Origin of the sequence: Hoylesella buccalis ATCC 35310 (genome assembly GCF_000177075.1) — a bacterium.
Classification (GTDB): domain Bacteria; phylum Bacteroidota; class Bacteroidia; order Bacteroidales; family Bacteroidaceae; genus Prevotella; species Prevotella buccalis.
Genome location: NZ_ADEG01000045.1, coordinates 72,049 through 89,565 on the forward strand (window position 1 = coordinate 72,049; position 17,517 = coordinate 89,565).

Consider the following 17,517-nt stretch of genomic DNA (forward strand, 5'->3'; position numbering starts at 1 on the left):
CACAGACATGGACTGGATAATTGAATTGTTTACCAACAACGAGTCAGTTGCGCACATTGTTTTACTCTACGCAAGTGTCATCGCTATTGGCGTTTTATTGGGAAAAGTTAAGATAGGTGGCATCTCTTTAGGCGTTACCTTCGTGCTCTTTGCCGGCATTGTTGCGGGACACATTGGATTCACCGCACCTGTCAGTCTGCTGACATTCATTCAGGATTTTGGTCTGATTCTATTCGTTTTCTGTATTGGATTACAAGTTGGTCCTGGCTTTTTTGAAAGTTTCAAACGTGGCGGTGTCACCCTCAACATGCTTACCACAACGGCTGTTTTGCTCAACATCGCCGTGATGTTTGCCTGTTATTTTATCTTTTTCGACACCTCTGATGTGACCAATCTGCCCATGATGGTAGGAACGCTTTATGGCGCTGTAACCAATACACCAGGCTTGGGAGCTGCTAACGAGGCACTCACCTCTGTTTTTACAAATGGCAACGTTCCACAAATAGCCAGTGGTTATGCCTGCGCTTATCCTCTTGGCGTGTTGGGTATCATCGCTGCAACCATTGCCATACGCTTCATTTGCAAAATTAACTTGAATGAAGAAGAGGACAAACTGATACAAACAGAAGAAGACAATACATCTGTCAAGCCGTGCCAAATTCGTCTTAGCGTGGACAACACCTACATCGAGGGACGGTCGTTGCATGAGATTTCAGAATTCTTGAATCGAGAATTCATCTGTTCGAGGCTGAAACACGATGACATCATCCAGATACCAAATGGCGAAACCGTGGTGCACAAAGGCGACGAGATGCTTATCGTATGTGCGGAGGCTGACGCAGAAGTCATCAAAAGCTTTGGACACGCAGCAGAATTGCCATGGGTTGAAGAAGAAAAGAAACAACCTATGATTTCTAAACGAGTAGTCATTACGAGTCCGTCGATGAACGGAAAGGTACTTGGCAAGATGCGTTTCTCCAGTGTTTACGGTGTTAACATTACAAGAATCACACGCCAGGGCATCGACTTATTCGCCACTCACGACCTACACTTACATGTAGGAGACCGCATCATGATGGTAGGTCATGAAGAAAACGTCAATCGCGTAGAACGCATGATGGGCAACTCCATGCGACGCCTCAACGCACCTAACATTGCAACCATCTTCATCGGTATCTTTATAGGAATCCTCTTTGGTAGTTTCCCCATTGCCATTCCTGGCATGCCTGTCCCCATGAAACTGGGTCTTGCAGGCGGTCCGTTGATCATCGCTATCTTGATTGGGCGCTATGGCTATAGAATGAAACTAGTGACTTATACCACAACATCGGCTAACATGATGCTGCGCGAGATTGGTTTGGTTCTTTTTTTAGCCAGTGTTGGTATTAAAGCCGGAGATGGATTTGTTAACACTGTTATTCAAGGTGACGGATTGAAATACGTCTACACAGGCATTCTGATTACCGTCATTCCCATTCTTATTGTCGGCACCATTGCCCGTTTGAAGTTTAAATTCAACTATTTCACCATTATGGGCATGATAGCAGGTACTTATACCGATCCACCTGCGTTGGCATACGCCAATCAAGTTTGTTCGCATGACGCACCATCAACGGGTTATTCCACTGTTTATCCGTTAAGCATGTTCCTCCGAATCTTCACAGCTCAGCTCATTGTTTTGTTCTGCTGTGGATGATGTAAATTAGGATATTACCGTTTCTAAAATTAATTTAGCATATAAGTCAGTCTGCAAGGTGTAAACTTCATCACCAACAAATCTTTGTACAGAATGATTGATATGCTAAATTAATTTCACTCGTTTAGCTTAAGTGCTTATGATATGAGCCATCAACCTATCATATAGCTTGAGCGTATCAACCAAGAATAACTGAACCAACAGGTGCTTTATACTTCTATTTAATTTGGCTTTTACTACATCACTGCCAAACATTATTAATAGAATACAGCACAAATCAATGTCCGCTTTTTTTATCAAAAAGTAGCCCAAAAACGGCACTTAAAAACTTTCAATCTAGAAAAAATCAATAGGCTTGCAGGAAGCACATCATTCATTATTTTTCCTAAAAATCGATTTCATTGCACAAAAGCAATGAGTTTTTTCTATAAAAGACACCCCTTAATCAATCAAATAACATGTTCTTGGATGGTAAAAGCATGCTAGTTGTACGCTAAAGTCAATGTTTTTGAGCCTAAACAGTTTGAAAAACAGTTCATTAAATCTTTGTTTTAACAACAACTCATTGAGTAACAGACATATAAACAAATCGCTCATATTTGCCGTATTTGCAATCGCATGTATGCTTGTTTGCAAATACGCCAAAGAATAAAGCTTTCACTGTCAAAATAATTCAACATAGATACTGATTATTCTTTCATCCAGCCCACAAATGAAAAGCGTTCGCATGAAATCTTCGACAACATGTCTATCGCTTACTGGCTATGATTGCCTTTCTGCGCTTTGTTTGACAAAAGTCGCTGGAATTTGAGCTTAAAATCAACTATTTATTTCTGTATACCAACTTTTTATCTTAAATTTGCATTCTTCTATTCTAAGACATTTGTGAAAAATGACTTCAGAAAAGCTATTACTAAATGCATAAACTAGATGACGAACTAAACTGGAAATTGATTTCTAATCAACTTCAAAACAGTGTTGTCAAAAGCATAACAAAAAAATAAGTCTAACAATTTTAATTTAAAAGTAAACAAATGAAAAGCAAACAAGGCAGTAAGCTGTACTTGTTGTTGAGTGTTTCGCTGTTCTCTATCTCTCCCAGTGCGTATGCAACGGTGGATACAGGACAGGGGAAGAACACCATTGATAAGGCTGTTCTAAAGAACGAAACACGGCAGTCACTGACCATCAGTGACCTGCAACAAGACAACAATCAGCTTGTAAAAGGAACAATTGTCGATGTGAACGGCGAACCCATTATCGGTGCTACCATCAAGGTGGCAGGCAGTAATGAGGGTACCGTGAGCGATATCGATGGTAATTTCCAAATCAATGCATCATTGCAAGGGAAGTTGCAGATATCCTATGTCGGGTACATCGAGCAGGAAATTAACATTCAAGGGCGTAAAAATCTGCAAATCACCCTAAAGGAAGACAAGAAAATATTAGACGAAGTGGTGGTCATTGGTTATGGCACCACCACAAGACGCAGCATTACGGGTGCGGTTGACCAGGTGAAAAGCGACATCTTAGAAAACAAGCCTGTGGCTAATGTCACACAAGCTTTGCAAGGTGCTGCGCCCAACTTAATCATTCAACGTAAGAGCTATAACCCCAATGGGGAGAACACCAACCTAAATGTGCGTGGTATCAGCACCACCAACAGCAACTCTCCCCTGATTGTCATCGATGGATTGGTGACCAATGAAGGTAGCTTGAATGACCTGAACCCTAATGACATTGAGAACATCTCCATCTTAAAAGATGCTGGTGCCGCTGCCATCTATGGATCTCGTTCATCCAATGGTGTCATCCTGGTAACCACTAAGAAGGGACGCGTTAATGAGCCTACGCGTGTTCGATTGAACACTGCAGTGGGATGGGAAGACCCTGACATTCTGTTTACGCCTGTAAAAGGTTACCAAAATGCAACGCTAAAGAATCTGGCATTGACCAACTCGGGCATGACTCCAGAGTTCACTCCTGCACAGATTCGTGACCTGTACGAACACAGAGATGAGGAAAACTGGTTCATGAATCAAATCTTCCGTACAGCCTTGCAGCAGAGCCATAACTTAAGTGTTTCAGGTGGTAGTCAGAAAACCACTTACATGGTAAGTCTGGGTTACTACGATCAGGAAAGCAACTATGTGGGGAATGATGCTTTTGGCATACAACGCTATAACTTACGTTCGAACATTACGACCGAAGTTGGACGCTTCAAGATTCAGGCCTTGCTGGCCTTTACGCGCAACAATAGCGTGTCGACTACCGGTGGAAGCTTGGAAATTGATGCTACGCGTGTTCCTCCTTACTATTATAACCAGCTGAAATCTAATGGAAAATATTTGCTCAACAGCTATCTCACCGAGTTTACTCCATTGGGTAACCTTGAGGCTGGAGGAACCAACAAATACCGCAATAACGATTTTGTAGCCAACCTTAATGCCGAATATAAAATCATTGACGGATTGAAACTACGTGGCGTTTTTGGCGTTGACGTTGCTGGGCAATCGCGTTATACCCGCACATTGAGGGTACCTTATTATTATAGTGCCGACCAGGAGAAGCCATCGCGTTACGGTAATGATAAGAACTATACTGAAAACTGGAATTATGATTCGTATATGATTAACACGCAGTTGTTGCTCGATTATAACAAAAGTTTCGGAAACAACAATGTAAGTGCTTTGTTGGGTGTTACCAATGAGTCGGAGACAGGTCGCGGAAACCAAGTCAGAATAGACTATGCCAATGCCGATCTGGGTACATCTGCCAGTGACAAGGCAGAGATTACAACCAGTAATGGTTCTCATGTCTTCCCGGAAGATATGAGGAGAACCAGTATTACATCCGTATTGGGCCGCCTGGCTTATAACTATCGTGAACGTTATTATGCTGAGATTAACTTCAGATACGACGGCTCTTCCAAGTTCGCCAAAGACTATCGTTGGGGATTTTTCCCATCACTATCCTTGGGATGGAGAATCTCTGATGAACAATGGATGAAGAACTATCAAGAGCATGTGGGCGACTTGAAGGTTCGAGGATCTTATGGTGTCCTGGGAAACCAAACCATCGGGATTTATGACCGATACACCATTTACAACATGTTCAATAACACCTATGCTTACAACAACAAAGAAGTAACCGGAGCGGGCTTTGTGCTTGGTACCGATAAGCTGAAATGGGAACGGACAAGAACCTTCAATGTAGGTTTTGATGCCACATTCTTCAAAAACAACTTGACGGTTTCTTTCGATTACTTCAACAAGCGTACGGTTGACATCTTGATGAAGCCAGTTGTTCCTTCTGTATACGGAACCGTCCAAAACATGGATAATCTTGGTGAGGTCAGCAACCGCGGATGGGAGCTGGCACTGAACTACAGATTGCAGTCAGGTGATTTCGTTCATAACTTCATGGCAAACATTGGAGACAACTTCAATAAGTTGGAAAAGTTTCCTAATGAAGAACAGATTACACAGGCCGACGAGATTTATATTCTTAAGCGTGTAGGTGTACCTTTGGGCTCATATTATGGATACCGCACTGACGGTTTCTTCAAAAGTTATGAAGAGATAGAAGCCTCTGCCCTACCCGTGGGTTTAACCGTTCAGCCCGGTGATAATAAATATGTAGACCGCAACAACGATGGTATCATCGACCCTAAAGACCGATTCATACTGGGTAATGCATTTCCACGCTACACATTCGGTTTCAACTACGCTGTTGCCTGGAAAGGATTAGACTTCAGCCTTTTTGCACAAGGTGTAGGCAAGCGTGACATGGTTGTACGTGGAGAATTGCTCGAACCCTTCCACTCTAATTACTCGTATGTGATTTTCAAACACCAGCTTGATTATTGGACTCCAACCCATACAGATGCAAAATATCCTCGGTTGAGCGCACCGGGTTCTACCTCTACAGCCAATAATTTCCGTTTGGGATCAGACATGTACTTGCTTAATGGTGCCTACCTTCGTTTGAAAAACATCACACTAGGTTACACATTGCCTAAGGCTTGGACAGATAAGATGTCAATGCAGAAGCTAAGAGTGTATGTCACAGGGCAAAATCTGTTTACGTTCAGTAGCTGTTCATTCATCGACCCAGAGTCTTCTGAGTTCAACAACCAGATGAGAAATGGCGGTGCGAATAGCGGGCGCAACTACCCTACGCTGAAGTATTATGGTTTTGGTTTAGACATTGAATTCTAATTTGGAGGAACGAAAATGAAGAAAATAAAATATTTGATAACATGCTTTATAGCTGTATTCATACTGGCTGGTTGCAACGGAATGGACAACGAGCCAACGAACAGCTACACTAACAAATCCTTCTGGACATCAATCGATAAGGCACAGTACATGCTGAATATGGCATACAACCAGTTGTACAGTGCCGGAAAAATGTGGCAAGACGAAGCTTTGAGCGACAATGTGTTCCAAGGACGTGGATTCACTGACCAACGAACCATTCGCAATGGTATCGCTGACCCAGCCACATCCATCTTTGCCAACGAGTGGAGTAATCTCTATGGAGGTATTAAGACCACACATGTCATCTTGGAAAATATCGATAACCTGGATGCAACAGAAGCTGTGAAGAACAACATGAAGGCACAAGCCCGATTCATCCGTGCATCACTCTTCTTCCGTCTAACTAACTTCTATGGTGACATTCCATTTTTCACCAAGGACATCACACTGGAAGAAGCGAATACGATTAGTCGCACACCACGTACAAAAGTCATCGAATTCATTCATCAAGAACTGGACGACATCATGCAGTACTTGCCCACCCGTGACCAACTATCTGTAGAGGAAAATGGCAAAATCACCCAGGCAGCCGCATTGATGCTCCAAGCACGTGTCTACCTTTATGACAACGACTGGGCCAATGTAGAAAAGTATACCGGACAGATTATGGATGGAAGTCATGGAACTTACAAATTGTTCCCTAGCTTCAGTGGATTGTTTGAAAGTGAGAATGAATACAACTCAGAGGTCATTATGGACTGTGCATATGTTCCCTCTACCCGCACATGGGGTGAGATGAACGACATGGCTCCACTTTCTAAAGATGCTCGCGTCATCTCCACGGCTCCGACACAAGAACTGGTAGACAACTTCATTACACTCGATGGAGACCCTATCAGCAGTTCTAAGACCTACAACGAGGCTCGTCCTTATGTCAATCGTGACCCCCGTCTCACCGGAACCGTTATCTACGATGGGTACGACTGGAGTGGAAATATCAAGGATGGCTCTGTTGGTGAGATTATCTACACCAATCCTAAGAAGAACACACCCGATGGATACAAAGGACTCACGGGCAACTCTTCGGCAACAGGCTACTATGTTCGAAAATACTATGACAAGCATCATGAAGCAGGTATGGCATCAGGTTTAAACATCATCACCATGCGTTATGCCGACGTACTATTGATGTATGCAGAAGCCATGAATGAACAAGGAAAGATGACAGCCGAGGTTTGGAACAAAACTATTCGTCCCATCCGCGAACGTGCCGGCTTTACAAAGCCAAAAGCTCTTAACTTCCCAGCAGAACAGTCACAGACAGAAATGCGCCAGACGCTGCGCATAGAACGTCGTTCAGAGCTTGCTTTAGAAGGCTTAAGATGGTTTGACATCAAACGATGGAAGGCCGGAACCGAATATCTCAATGGGTACATGCATGGTGCCAGATACGGAACCAACAACACCTACATTCGTTTGGACAATTATCAGTTCCTCGATGCGCGTGACTACCTATGGTCTGTGCCTCAGTCGCAAATGGACATCAATCCAAACTTGAAGCCAAATAACCCCGGATATGCTAACTAATAACAAGAATAAAGATAATACATACAAAATTATGAAAACAAAAATATTTTCATCCCTGCTGATGATTAGTGCCCTTTTTCTTGGCACGTCATGCACAGAAGACATGGAGTATAAAGATGTAAACGTTACAGCTGTCAAACAACTCATGTCGCCAAAAGACGGACAGACCGTACAACTGAAAGCTTCTGAAACAGCAACAACCTTCTTTGAATGGTCTTCCGCCTTGGCCGAAGACGGTAACACACCACTGTACGAAGTGTTGTTCGCCAAAGAGGATGGCGATTTCTCAACTCCTGTTTACCGCATTACTTCTGACAACAACGGCTCTCGCAATTATGCAACCATCAGTCACAAGAACCTTGACAAGATTGCATCGCTGGCTGGATTGGGAAGTGGTGAAACTGGAACCTTGAAGTGGACAGTTGTATCATCACGTGGCATCAATCAGGTAACCAGCACAGAAGTGCGCACCATTAAGATAACTCGTCTGTTGGGTTTTGCAGAAATTCCTACTCAACTGTTCATCACCGGAGAAGGTTCTGAAGGGCACAACGACGTGAACAAGGCATTGGCATTCTCGGCACCGAAGAGTGGTGAATTCGAGATTTTCACCAAATTGGAAGCCGGAAAGCCCTATTATTTTATTGACAACAAGAAAGATGAACCCCGAAAATTCTTCATTGACGGCGCTACTCTGAAAGAGAGCAATGCTACATTGGGTACGGCTACAGTAGCCGAAACGGGTGTGTATCGCATCAATCTCGACTTCTCTATCGCAACAGCTAAGCTATCAAAGGTAGAGAGTGTAGGCTTCTTCTTCAGTCCTAAGAATACTGTAACCATACCTCTGGCATACCAATGCAACGGAACATGGATCGGTTCGGGGGCTACACCGTTCAAACAAGAAGGTTGGGGACGTGATCAACGTTACAAATTTGAAATGGTGCTCGAGAAAGATGGCGTACGGTCTACTGTCCATTGGGGTCCTACCAACGCCGGACTTGATAGTGCTCCTGGAGACGCCGAGGCTGATTCATACTACGAAATGAAGGAATACAGACCTTCACAATGGGATCAGAAGTGGAAGCTTCAAGACAAATTTGACACGGAGAAGACCGGTAACAAGTCAAAGTTCACATTCTACCTTAATGGCGATGGTGCATACCGTCACACTGTAGAGATAGCAAAATAATGGAAAGAGGTAGAGGACGAGCTATTACATTGGTTGACATTCAACCAGCCAACTGCACAAGCTGACAGGCTCTTCCTCTACCCCACTCATTGATAATAAATAAGCATAAAATGAAAAAAACATTTCTATATCTATTCCTGTTCGTGTTAGGAGCATCAACCTGGCAGTCATGTTCTGACATCGAAGATGAATATACCTATGGGCGTGATCAATATACTATTGATTGGAACGCAGCAGCCGACAGTGCAACGTCATCGCTCATCAAGCACTTCTGGGATCAGAAAGCTCATTATTTTGTATATCACGCCGACCGCTTTGAGCTCGGCCACGATAATAATTACTGGCCACAGGCGCATGCCATGGATGCGGTCATCGACGCCTATCTGCGTACGAAAGACGCCAAGTATTCACTATTGTTCGACCAATGGTTCGAAGGTATCAAAGCTGCAAACTTCTCCAATCCCGGACGTAATTATCTAAACGACTTTTATGATGATTCCGAATGGATTGCACTCACCATGCTACGCCTCTACGAAGCAACGAAAGATACCAAATATCTCGACGCCACCAAAGAGCTTTGGACCTGGATCAAAGGCGGATGGAACGAGCTGGGAGAAGGTGGCATCGCCTGGGAACGAAAGAAGAATCAACACAGCAAGAATGCTTGCTCTAACGGCCCGGCAGCCATATTAGCAGCTCGGTTGTACCAGGCAACAAAGGATGAGAATGATTTAAACTGGGCAAAAAAAATCTACGAGTGGGAAAAACAAACCCTCTTCAATCAAGCTACGGGTGCCGTTTATGACAACCTGAACACTAAAACAGGCGAACTAAACACCATGACCCTAAGCTACAATCAAGGAACGTTCGTGGGTGCTGCATACGAGTTGTACAAGCTCACCGGCGACGATATTTACTTGAACGATGCCCGCAAAGCGGCTTATTACTGCATCAGCAATGCCTCGATGATTGATATTGGCAACAATATATTGCGTAACGAGGGTGAAGGCGATGGCGGTTTGTTCAAAGGTGTCTTCATGAGATACTTCACACAATTGGTTTTGGAGCCTAACTTGAATGCTGCTTATGCCAAAAAATTCACAACATTCTTAGACAATAACGCAGAAGTGTTGTGGCGCAAGGGTGTCAACAAGAAGGTTATGCTCTTTGGACCCAACTGGGCTTTGGCTCCAATTGGAACCACACAGCTTACCTCACAAACATCGGGGGCTACCTTGATGGAAATGAGAGCCTATTATGAAAAGAACAAAAAATAACGCTATAGTTTAGCTTTTTCAGATATTCATATATAGCTAAACCATAGAAAGTTATTAACATCAAACGGCAGGATGCATGACATCTTGCCGTTTTTATATTTTTCATGCCTGCCAATAGCATTGAGTTTGGCCTCCAAAGTCAATGCCTTTCAAGGTCAAACTCATTGACTTTACACGCCAATCTACATGCTATTGAAAAGGTGTGGATGACAGGCTTCATACGAACATGAATTTTGAGATGGTTAGCCAGTTCAATTGTTCTTCAAGAAAATATTGTCAAATTGTTTGGACAATTACAGATTTTAGCTTAATTTTACCAACCAAAACAAGCAAGATGTCAAGAAAAAAGAAGCCTTTACCCCTTTTAGAAAATATCCTGATTACGGACGTGGCCGCCGAAGGAAAGTCGTTGGCACGCATAGACGACATGGTTGTATTTGTGCCATTTGCTGTACCTGGAGACGTGGTAGATTTACAAGTGCGCAAAAAAAAGCACCACTATTGCGAAGCCGAGGTGGTACGTTTCATCAAATACAGTGATGTGCGACAAACGCCAAAGTGCCAGCATTTTGGAATTTGTGGTGGATGTAAGTGGCAAATGTTGCCCTATGAAGAACAACTTAAGGCTAAACAAAAGCAAGTACACGACCAACTGGAGCGAATCGGTAAGATAGAATTACCCGAATTCAGACCTATCATGGGGTCGGAAAAGACGTATGAATACCGCAACAAACTGGAGTTTGGTTGTTCCAACAAACGATGGCTGACTTGGGAAGAAGTGACCAGCGGTGTGAAATATGACCACATGAATGCCATTGGTTTTCACATCACAGGAGCCTTTGATAAGATCTATCCCATTGAGAAATGTTGGCTCATGGATGACCTCTGCAATCAAATCAGAAACTGCATTCGCGACTATGCCATCGACCACGACATCAGCTTCTTTGACCTGAGGGCACAAACGGGACTGCTGCGCGACATCATGATACGCAGTGCGAACACGGGTGAATGGATGGTACTGGTTCAGTTTAAGTTCCAGGAAGAGGGCGACGAGCAACGTGCGCATGGACTTTTGCAGCATGTGGCCGACTCGTTTCCACAGATAACTTCCCTACTTTATGTGGACAACCAGAAGTGTAACGATACCTTTGGCGACCAAACTGTTGTGGTGTTCAAAGGAAAAGATCATATCACGGAAACCATGGGCGACCTAAAGTTCAAAGTGGCAGCCAAGAGTTTCTATCAAACTAATACCAATCAAGCTTACCATCTATACAGCGTGGCACGTGAATTTGCCCAACTTACCGGTAAAGAGTTGGTTTACGACCTGTACACGGGGACGGGTACCATTGCCAACTTCGTGGCCAGAGAAGCCCGGGAAGTCATCGGCATTGAATATGTAGAAGATGCCATCAAGGATGCGAAAGTCAATTCGGCAGCCAACGACATACACAACACCCAGTTCTACGCAGGCGATATGAAGGACATTCTTACCGAAGAATTCATTGCCGAACATGGCCGACCTGATGTTATCATCACCGATCCACCACGCGCCGGCATGCACCCAGATGTGGTTCGCACCATTCTCGGAGCAGCTCCACAACGTATTGTATACGTTAGTTGTAATCCTGCAACACAGGCGCGCGACCTGCAAATGTTGGATGAGCAGTACAAGGTAATGGCCGTTCAGCCAGTCGATATGTTCCCTCACACGCCGCATGTTGAGAACGTGGTACTGCTTGAGCAACGCTAAGACAGAGTCTAAAACAAATCTACTATGAAAAGAACAAACAAGGTTTTACTAATCTACACCGGTGGCACCATTGGCATGGGGCAGAACATCAAGACTGGTGCTTTGGAGCCTCTCGACTTCCATCATTTGGTTGAGAACGTGCCGGAGTTTGAATTGATTCAGACAGATGTTGACGTCTATCAGTTCACTCCCCCCATTGATTCGAGTGACATGACACCCACCATGTGGGCAAAGCTGGTGACCATCATCAGCGAACGCTATGAACATTATGACGGATTCGTCATTCTGCACGGAACCGATACCATGGCCTATACCGCCTCTGCCCTATCATTCATGCTGGAAAACCTCACAAAGCCCGTTGTGCTGACAGGTAGTCAGTTGCCGATTGGGGTGTTGCGAACAGACGGAAAGGAAAATCTCATATCAAGTATCGAACTGGCTTCGGCTCATCACGAAGACGGAACGGCCATTGTTCCAGAGGTGTGTATTTATTTCAATGGCCGTTTGTTGCGTGGCAATCGCAGTACGAAACAAAATGCAGATGGATTCAATGCCTTCGATTCTTTCAACTTTCCACACCTCTGTGATGCGGGCGTTAACTTCACCTATCATGAGCATCTTATTTTGAAGCCCAACTTCAAGAAGCCTATGGTTCCCCATACACACTTGGATCCTCATGTAATGGCTTTGTCACTGTTTCCCGGTTTACAGGAAGATATTGTGCAACAAATTCTTGAAGTACCCAACTTGAGGGGCATTGTGATGCGCAGTTATGGAAGCGGAAATGCGCCTCAGACGCCATGGCTCACCCATCTGCTTAGCCAAGCTGCGGAAAGAGGTGTCATTGTCGTCAATGTAAGCCAGTGCGTATGGGGCAATGTGGAGATGTCGCGTTATGACAATGGGTATCAATTACAAAATGCTGGTGTTGTCAGCGGTTACGACAGTACCGTTGAAGCCGCTCTTGCCAAGTTAATGTTTTTGCAGGCTCAATATGATGACTATGCCACTATCTGCCAAAAGATGAAACAATCGATAGCAGGTGAGATTACCCTTCCTCCAAACGTCACCATGAACTGACCCTTTATCCTCTTAGCATAAGCATGAGTTACCCCAGTTAAAGGAATGGCTATAAACGAGTTGAAACAGCTCGAATGTTTTTAAAGCCTACCTCTAACTGGGGTAAATCATTCATCTCGACCAGCTGTCTTTCATGCGTCGCAAATATCTTTTCTTCCGAAAAAGATATTTGCTTGCATTCAGACAGATGAAAAAATCCTACCTATACTTTATACTCTACAAATGCCTCCATGGCTTCGTAGCATGCCAATCCTAAACTATCGTAAAGCGCTGCGGTTGCATGATTGCGGTCTTCAGAGCGCTGCCAGAACAAACGTTCGTCGTTGCCAAGGAATGGTGCGCTCTCCATCTGACTCTGATGTTTCAAGATGCTGTTGCGCTTAGCACGCAGCTCTTCTGGACTCATGGGTACACACATCTCAATGTTTTCAATTTCCCATTCAGCCCAAGCACCACGATACATCCACACTCTACATTCTTTCAGCCATTCTGCTCCATCTTCTTTTTCAAGTTCAAGAGCAGCCAACACGGCATCAGTACATTTCTTATGAGTACCATGTGGGTCGGCCAAGTCGCCTGCTACATATATTTGATGAGGCTTAACCTCTTGCAAGAGTTGGCGTACAATCTCGACATCCTTTTCCGTCATCGGCAGTTTTTCAATTTTACCCGACTCGTAGAAAGGCAAGTCAAGGAAGTGAACATGGTCTAATGGCACGCCATTGTATGTACAAGCCGTGCGTGCTTCGCCTCGTCTAATCAACCCTTTGATAGTTCTTACATCTAAGGTGTCGATATCGCCATCCTTCTTATTTGCTAAGAATTTCTTGATTTCACCATACTTTTGCTTAATCACCTTATCCTTTTCGCCATCGAATATCTGATTAAATCCGTTGATGAAGTGCATGAAACGCGTTACCTCTTCATCACCTACGGCAATGTTTCCACTGGTTTCGTAAGCCACATGCAGGTCGTGTCCCTGCTGAACCAGTCGGCGTAAGGTGCCGCCCATGGAGATTACATCATCATCGGGGTGTGGAGAAAAGACAATTACTCGTTTGGGAAATGGTTTTGCACGCTCTGGACGATATGTGTCATCGGCATTGGGTTTGCCACCTGGCCAGCCAGTAATGGTATGCTGTAAGTCGTTAAAAATCTTGATATTGGCATTGTAAGCCGAACCATAAAGCGCCAACAACTCGCTCAAGCCGTGGTCGTTGTAATCTTTATTCGTCAACTTCAAGATAGGTTTTCCTGTGAGCTGGCATAACCATACCAATGCTGAACGCACCAATTTATCTGTCCATTGGCACGATTTTACCAACCAAGGGTGCACGATACGTGTCAGACGAGACGCTGCAGGCAGGTCGATAAATACTTCAACGTTGTTGTGAGTTTGCAAGAATGAGGCAGGAAGCGCATCGGTAATTACGCCCTCAACGGTTTTTTGAACAACCTCAGCCTTCTCTTCACTCCAAGCTGCAAGAAATATTTTCTTTGCTTTCAACAAAGTTGCAATACCCATGGTGATGGAACAAGGAGGCACTTGCTCGTTCGTTCCAAAGCTCAAAGTCATTTCTTGTCGCAACACATTGTCTACTAAGATAATGCGCGAATTGCTGGTAACTGTTGATCCAGGCACGTTGCAGGCAATGTTTCCACTACGTCCAATACCAATCAACATCACGTCAATACCGCCAAAGGTGTTGATACGCTCCTCGTATAAGCGACAATGATTCTGCACATCGTCTTGCGAAATGCTACCATCTAAGGTGAAAATATTTTTCTTATCGATATCTACGTGATCTAAAAAGCGTGTACACAACTGACTGATACTACTGTTTTGCGATTTGGATGTGAGTGGGAAATATTCGTATGCATTGAAGACAACGACATTGTGAAAGCTCAACTGTTTAGCTTCGTACATGCTAATCAGCTCTTTAAAAATAGGTGTGAGCGACAAACCTGTACCCAAACCAAGTACACAGAACTTGCCTTCTTTTTGCTTGCTCTTGATGATGGCGGCTATACTTTCTGCCACATGCTTAGCGCCCTCTTCCTCTTGGGCAAAGATGTTCGTGTGTATCTTTTCATAACGTGTTAACTCCGAACGGTCTATAGCCGTTTTAGGTCGGTATATTTCAACCGGAATTTTGGTTAATACAATCTCTGAACTTAGATTTAGATTCATATTTTTACATATATTAAAAAAGGGCTAGTAGTTATTATACACTACTCGCCCCTTGGGTTATTAAATATTATCTTTTTCAATATCTTTAAAGTAGCGATACGTTCCAACTTTCAGATCGTCGGTCGCAGGTTCATCACAAACGATGATTCCGTGCGGATGTTGCTGGAGTACACTAATTGTCCAATAGTGGGTAACCGGTCCTTCTACCACAGCTTGTAAGGCGCGAGCCTTGTGATGACCGTTACAAAGTATCATTACTTCTTTAGCATCCATCACGGTTCCTACGCCAACCGTCAATGCGTGTTTTGGAACTTTGTTAACATCGTTGTCGAAGAATCGACTGTTGGCGATGATTGTATCGCTGGTCAATGTTTTGATGCGCGTGCGCGAAGTCAAAGACGAGCATGGCTCATTGAAAGCGATATGACCGTCTGGACCAATGCCACCAATAAACAAATCGATGCCCCCCACAGCTTTAATCTTCTCTTCGTATGCCTTGCATTCAGCCTCTAAATCCTCTGCGTTGCCGTTAAGAATATGGATATTTTCCTTTGGACAGTCGATATGGTCAAACAAGTTTCGCGCCATGAACGAATGATAGCTTTGGGGATGCGATTCAGGCAAACCCACATACTCATCCATATTGAAGGTCAACACGTTTTTAAATGACACTCTACCCTCTTGACAAGCCTTAACCAAGCGAGCATACATGCCTTCTGGAGACGAACCGGTAGGCAATCCCAATACGAAAGGATGCTCAGGTGTTGGGTTGAACTTGTTAATACGCTCAATCACATGTTCGGCTGCCCAACGTGACAGCGACTCGTAATTTTCTTCTATAATGACTCTCATCTTCAATTAATTTATTAATGATTATTTCTTCCAAAGGTGCTTTGCATATACATAGTCATAGAGGTCATAGAATCTAACGAACCTTGTAAGACGCTCTTTAAACTCCGGAAAATCTTTCTTCTTATCTGACCATTGAATCTCCGAAATGGCAGCAAGGCGTGGAAGCAGCTGATATTCTGCTAAATTAGGATAAGCAATATACTCTGTCCACAGATTGGCTTGAACACCAATAATATGGTTACGCACGTCAACCGACAGGGTGTCTGGCAAGGGGTCAAAGCTGTAAGTCTTTTCGATGGGGAGATTCCCTCCAATCAAAAGCGGTTCCGAAGCCCGTTTATCTGTCTGGTAATAGTCAAAATAAGCATAGGTAGTTGGCGACATCACAACATCATGACCTCTTTTGGCAGCTTTGATACCAGGAGCTACTCCACGCCAACTCATGACGGTAGCGCTCTGATTGATGTCACCGTCCAGGATTTCATCCCATCCGATGATGCTTCTGCCTTTGCTGTTGACAAACTTTTCTATGCGGTTGGTGAAATATCCTTGTAGCTTTTTCACCGGTAGATTGTGGTCTTTCATAACCTTCTGACACTTAGGACATTTCTCCCAACGCACACGTGGAGATTCGTCACCACCAATATTAATCAACTTAGAGGGGAAGATATCGATGAGTTCACCCAGCACATCCTGACAGAATTGATAGGTCTTTTCGTTGCCCAAGCACAGCACATCATCGAAAATGCCCCATGACGTTGACACCTTATAAGGGCCGCCAGTACATCCCAGTTCAGGATAAGATGCCAGCGCAGCAAGCATGTGGCCGGGCATATCTATTTCTGGAATCACCGTAATATATCTGTCCGCAGCATATTTAACGATTTCACGAGCTTGGTCTTGTGTATAGAAACCACCATAAGGCACGCCATCATAGACAGCAGAATTATGCCCAATGACCGTCTCAGAACGCACTGATCCAACTTCAGTCAGCTTAGGGTATTTCTTGATTTCAATACGCCAACCTTGGTCTTCGCTCAGATGCCAGTGGAAGACATTCATGTTGTGAAGCGCCAACAAATCAATGTATTTCTTCACAAAATCAAGTGGGAAGAAATGTCGGCCACAGTCTAACATGCCTCCCCGATAACCAAAGCGAGGCGCATCTTTAATTACAACGCCTGGAAAAGTGATTTGGTTTTCGGTTTTCTGTGTGGGCAACGACTTACGCAGGGTCTGTATGCCATAGAAAATACCATTGGGAGTCTTTCCTGCGACCGAAATTCCTTTGTTTGTCACAGTGATGACATACCCTTCTTCCTCCTTCATTTTCTTGTTTAATGACAGGGTGATGGCATTTTTTGATTTACTCGTGGTAGTTGACACCTGAATGCCAGTGACCTCGCGAATATACTGAGCCAGAAACTCAGCATTACGCTTCATATCTGCATTTCCCTCTGGATAAACGATGGGAGTGGCAGCGGTCAACGTAAAATCTTTTTTAGCCGTTGCGGTAATTTCCTTCGGCATGGGAACTACCTTGTAATCAGCTACTGAACTTGCTGTCGCAGATTGAAAGGACAGCGCACTTAAAAATAAAGCTAATACTATTTTTTTTGGTTTCATG

At 44.0% G+C, this 17,517-nt stretch carries 10 protein-coding genes; 7 read left to right on the top strand and 3 right to left on the bottom strand.

The features are described from left to right. Positions 1-7: 7 nt before the first annotated feature. The 7 genes from HMPREF0650_RS05055 (at position 8) to HMPREF0650_RS05090 (ending at position 12,847) form a co-directional block, all read left to right on the top strand. Entirely contained in the window at positions 8-1,696 is a 1,689-nt protein-coding gene (locus tag HMPREF0650_RS05055) for a putative transporter (protein WP_004348865.1), read from the top strand. A gap of 1,034 nt (positions 1,697-2,730) precedes the next feature. Further along, positions 2,731-5,916 carry a SusC/RagA family TonB-linked outer membrane protein gene (locus tag HMPREF0650_RS05065; protein WP_004348867.1) on the top strand — a complete coding sequence of 1,062 codons (3,186 nt, stop codon included), beginning with the start codon at positions 2,731-2,733 and terminating at the stop codon, positions 5,914-5,916. 15 nt (positions 5,917-5,931) lie between these two features. Further along, positions 5,932-7,545 (top strand): RagB/SusD family nutrient uptake outer membrane protein, encoded by a 1,614-nt coding sequence (locus HMPREF0650_RS05070; protein ID WP_004348868.1) that lies wholly within the window; start codon positions 5,932-5,934, stop codon positions 7,543-7,545. Between the two features lie 31 nt (positions 7,546-7,576). After that, positions 7,577-8,737 (top strand): SusE domain-containing protein, encoded by a 1,161-nt coding sequence (locus HMPREF0650_RS05075; RefSeq protein WP_040562547.1) that lies wholly within the window; start codon positions 7,577-7,579, stop codon positions 8,735-8,737. A 110-nt stretch (positions 8,738-8,847) separates the two neighbouring features. Then, a complete protein-coding gene (locus HMPREF0650_RS05080) occupies positions 8,848-10,014 on the top strand; it encodes a glycoside hydrolase family 76 protein (RefSeq protein WP_004348871.1) in 1,167 nt (388 codons plus the stop codon). A 334-nt stretch (positions 10,015-10,348) separates the two neighbouring features. Beyond that, on the top strand, positions 10,349-11,767 hold the full coding sequence (gene rlmD, locus HMPREF0650_RS05085) for a 23S rRNA (uracil(1939)-C(5))-methyltransferase RlmD (protein ID WP_040562516.1): 1,419 nt from the start codon (positions 10,349-10,351) through the stop codon (positions 11,765-11,767). A gap of 24 nt (positions 11,768-11,791) precedes the next feature. Continuing rightward, positions 11,792-12,847 (top strand): asparaginase, encoded by a 1,056-nt coding sequence (locus HMPREF0650_RS05090; RefSeq protein ID WP_004348875.1) that lies wholly within the window; start codon positions 11,792-11,794, stop codon positions 12,845-12,847. Between the two features lie 202 nt (positions 12,848-13,049). Here the strand turns inward: HMPREF0650_RS05090 and HMPREF0650_RS05095 are convergent, their stop codons facing one another. Genes HMPREF0650_RS05095 through HMPREF0650_RS05105 form a run of 3 tightly spaced genes read right to left on the bottom strand, consistent with a single transcriptional unit; the run spans position 13,050 to position 17,516 of the window. Next, a complete protein-coding gene (locus HMPREF0650_RS05095) occupies positions 13,050-15,038 on the bottom strand; it encodes a glucosamine-6-phosphate deaminase (RefSeq protein WP_004348876.1) in 1,989 nt (662 codons plus the stop codon). Positions 15,039-15,098: 60 nt separating this feature from the next. Next, entirely contained in the window at positions 15,099-15,890 is a 792-nt protein-coding gene (nagB, locus tag HMPREF0650_RS05100; protein WP_004348878.1) for a glucosamine-6-phosphate deaminase, read from the bottom strand. Positions 15,891-15,911: 21 nt separating this feature from the next. Next, the gene (locus HMPREF0650_RS05105) at positions 15,912-17,516 is read right to left on the bottom strand and encodes a beta-N-acetylhexosaminidase (protein WP_004348880.1); all 1,605 of its coding nucleotides are present in this window, start codon (positions 17,514-17,516) and stop codon (positions 15,912-15,914) included. Position 17,517 lies beyond the last annotated feature (1 nt).

Excerpts from the sequence above, each read along its gene's own strand:
- HMPREF0650_RS05055 (WP_004348865.1), top strand. The coding sequence starts at position 8 with ATGGACTGGATAATTGAATTGTTTACCAACAACGAGTCAGTTGCGCAC.
- HMPREF0650_RS05065 (WP_004348867.1), top strand. The coding sequence starts at position 2,731 with ATGAAAAGCAAACAAGGCAGTAAGCTGTACTTGTTGTTGAGTGTTTCG.
- HMPREF0650_RS05070 (WP_004348868.1), top strand. The coding sequence starts at position 5,932 with ATGAAGAAAATAAAATATTTGATAACATGCTTTATAGCTGTATTCATA.
- HMPREF0650_RS05075 (WP_040562547.1), top strand. The coding sequence starts at position 7,577 with ATGAAAACAAAAATATTTTCATCCCTGCTGATGATTAGTGCCCTTTTT.
- HMPREF0650_RS05080 (WP_004348871.1), top strand. The coding sequence starts at position 8,848 with ATGAAAAAAACATTTCTATATCTATTCCTGTTCGTGTTAGGAGCATCA.
- rlmD (WP_040562516.1), top strand. The coding sequence starts at position 10,349 with ATGTCAAGAAAAAAGAAGCCTTTACCCCTTTTAGAAAATATCCTGATT.
- HMPREF0650_RS05090 (WP_004348875.1), top strand. The coding sequence starts at position 11,792 with ATGAAAAGAACAAACAAGGTTTTACTAATCTACACCGGTGGCACCATT.
- HMPREF0650_RS05095 (WP_004348876.1), bottom strand. The coding sequence starts at position 15,038 with ATGAATCTAAATCTAAGTTCAGAGATTGTATTAACCAAAATTCCGGTT.
- nagB (WP_004348878.1), bottom strand. The coding sequence starts at position 15,890 with ATGAGAGTCATTATAGAAGAAAATTACGAGTCGCTGTCACGTTGGGCA.
- HMPREF0650_RS05105 (WP_004348880.1), bottom strand. The coding sequence starts at position 17,516 with ATGAAACCAAAAAAAATAGTATTAGCTTTATTTTTAAGTGCGCTGTCC.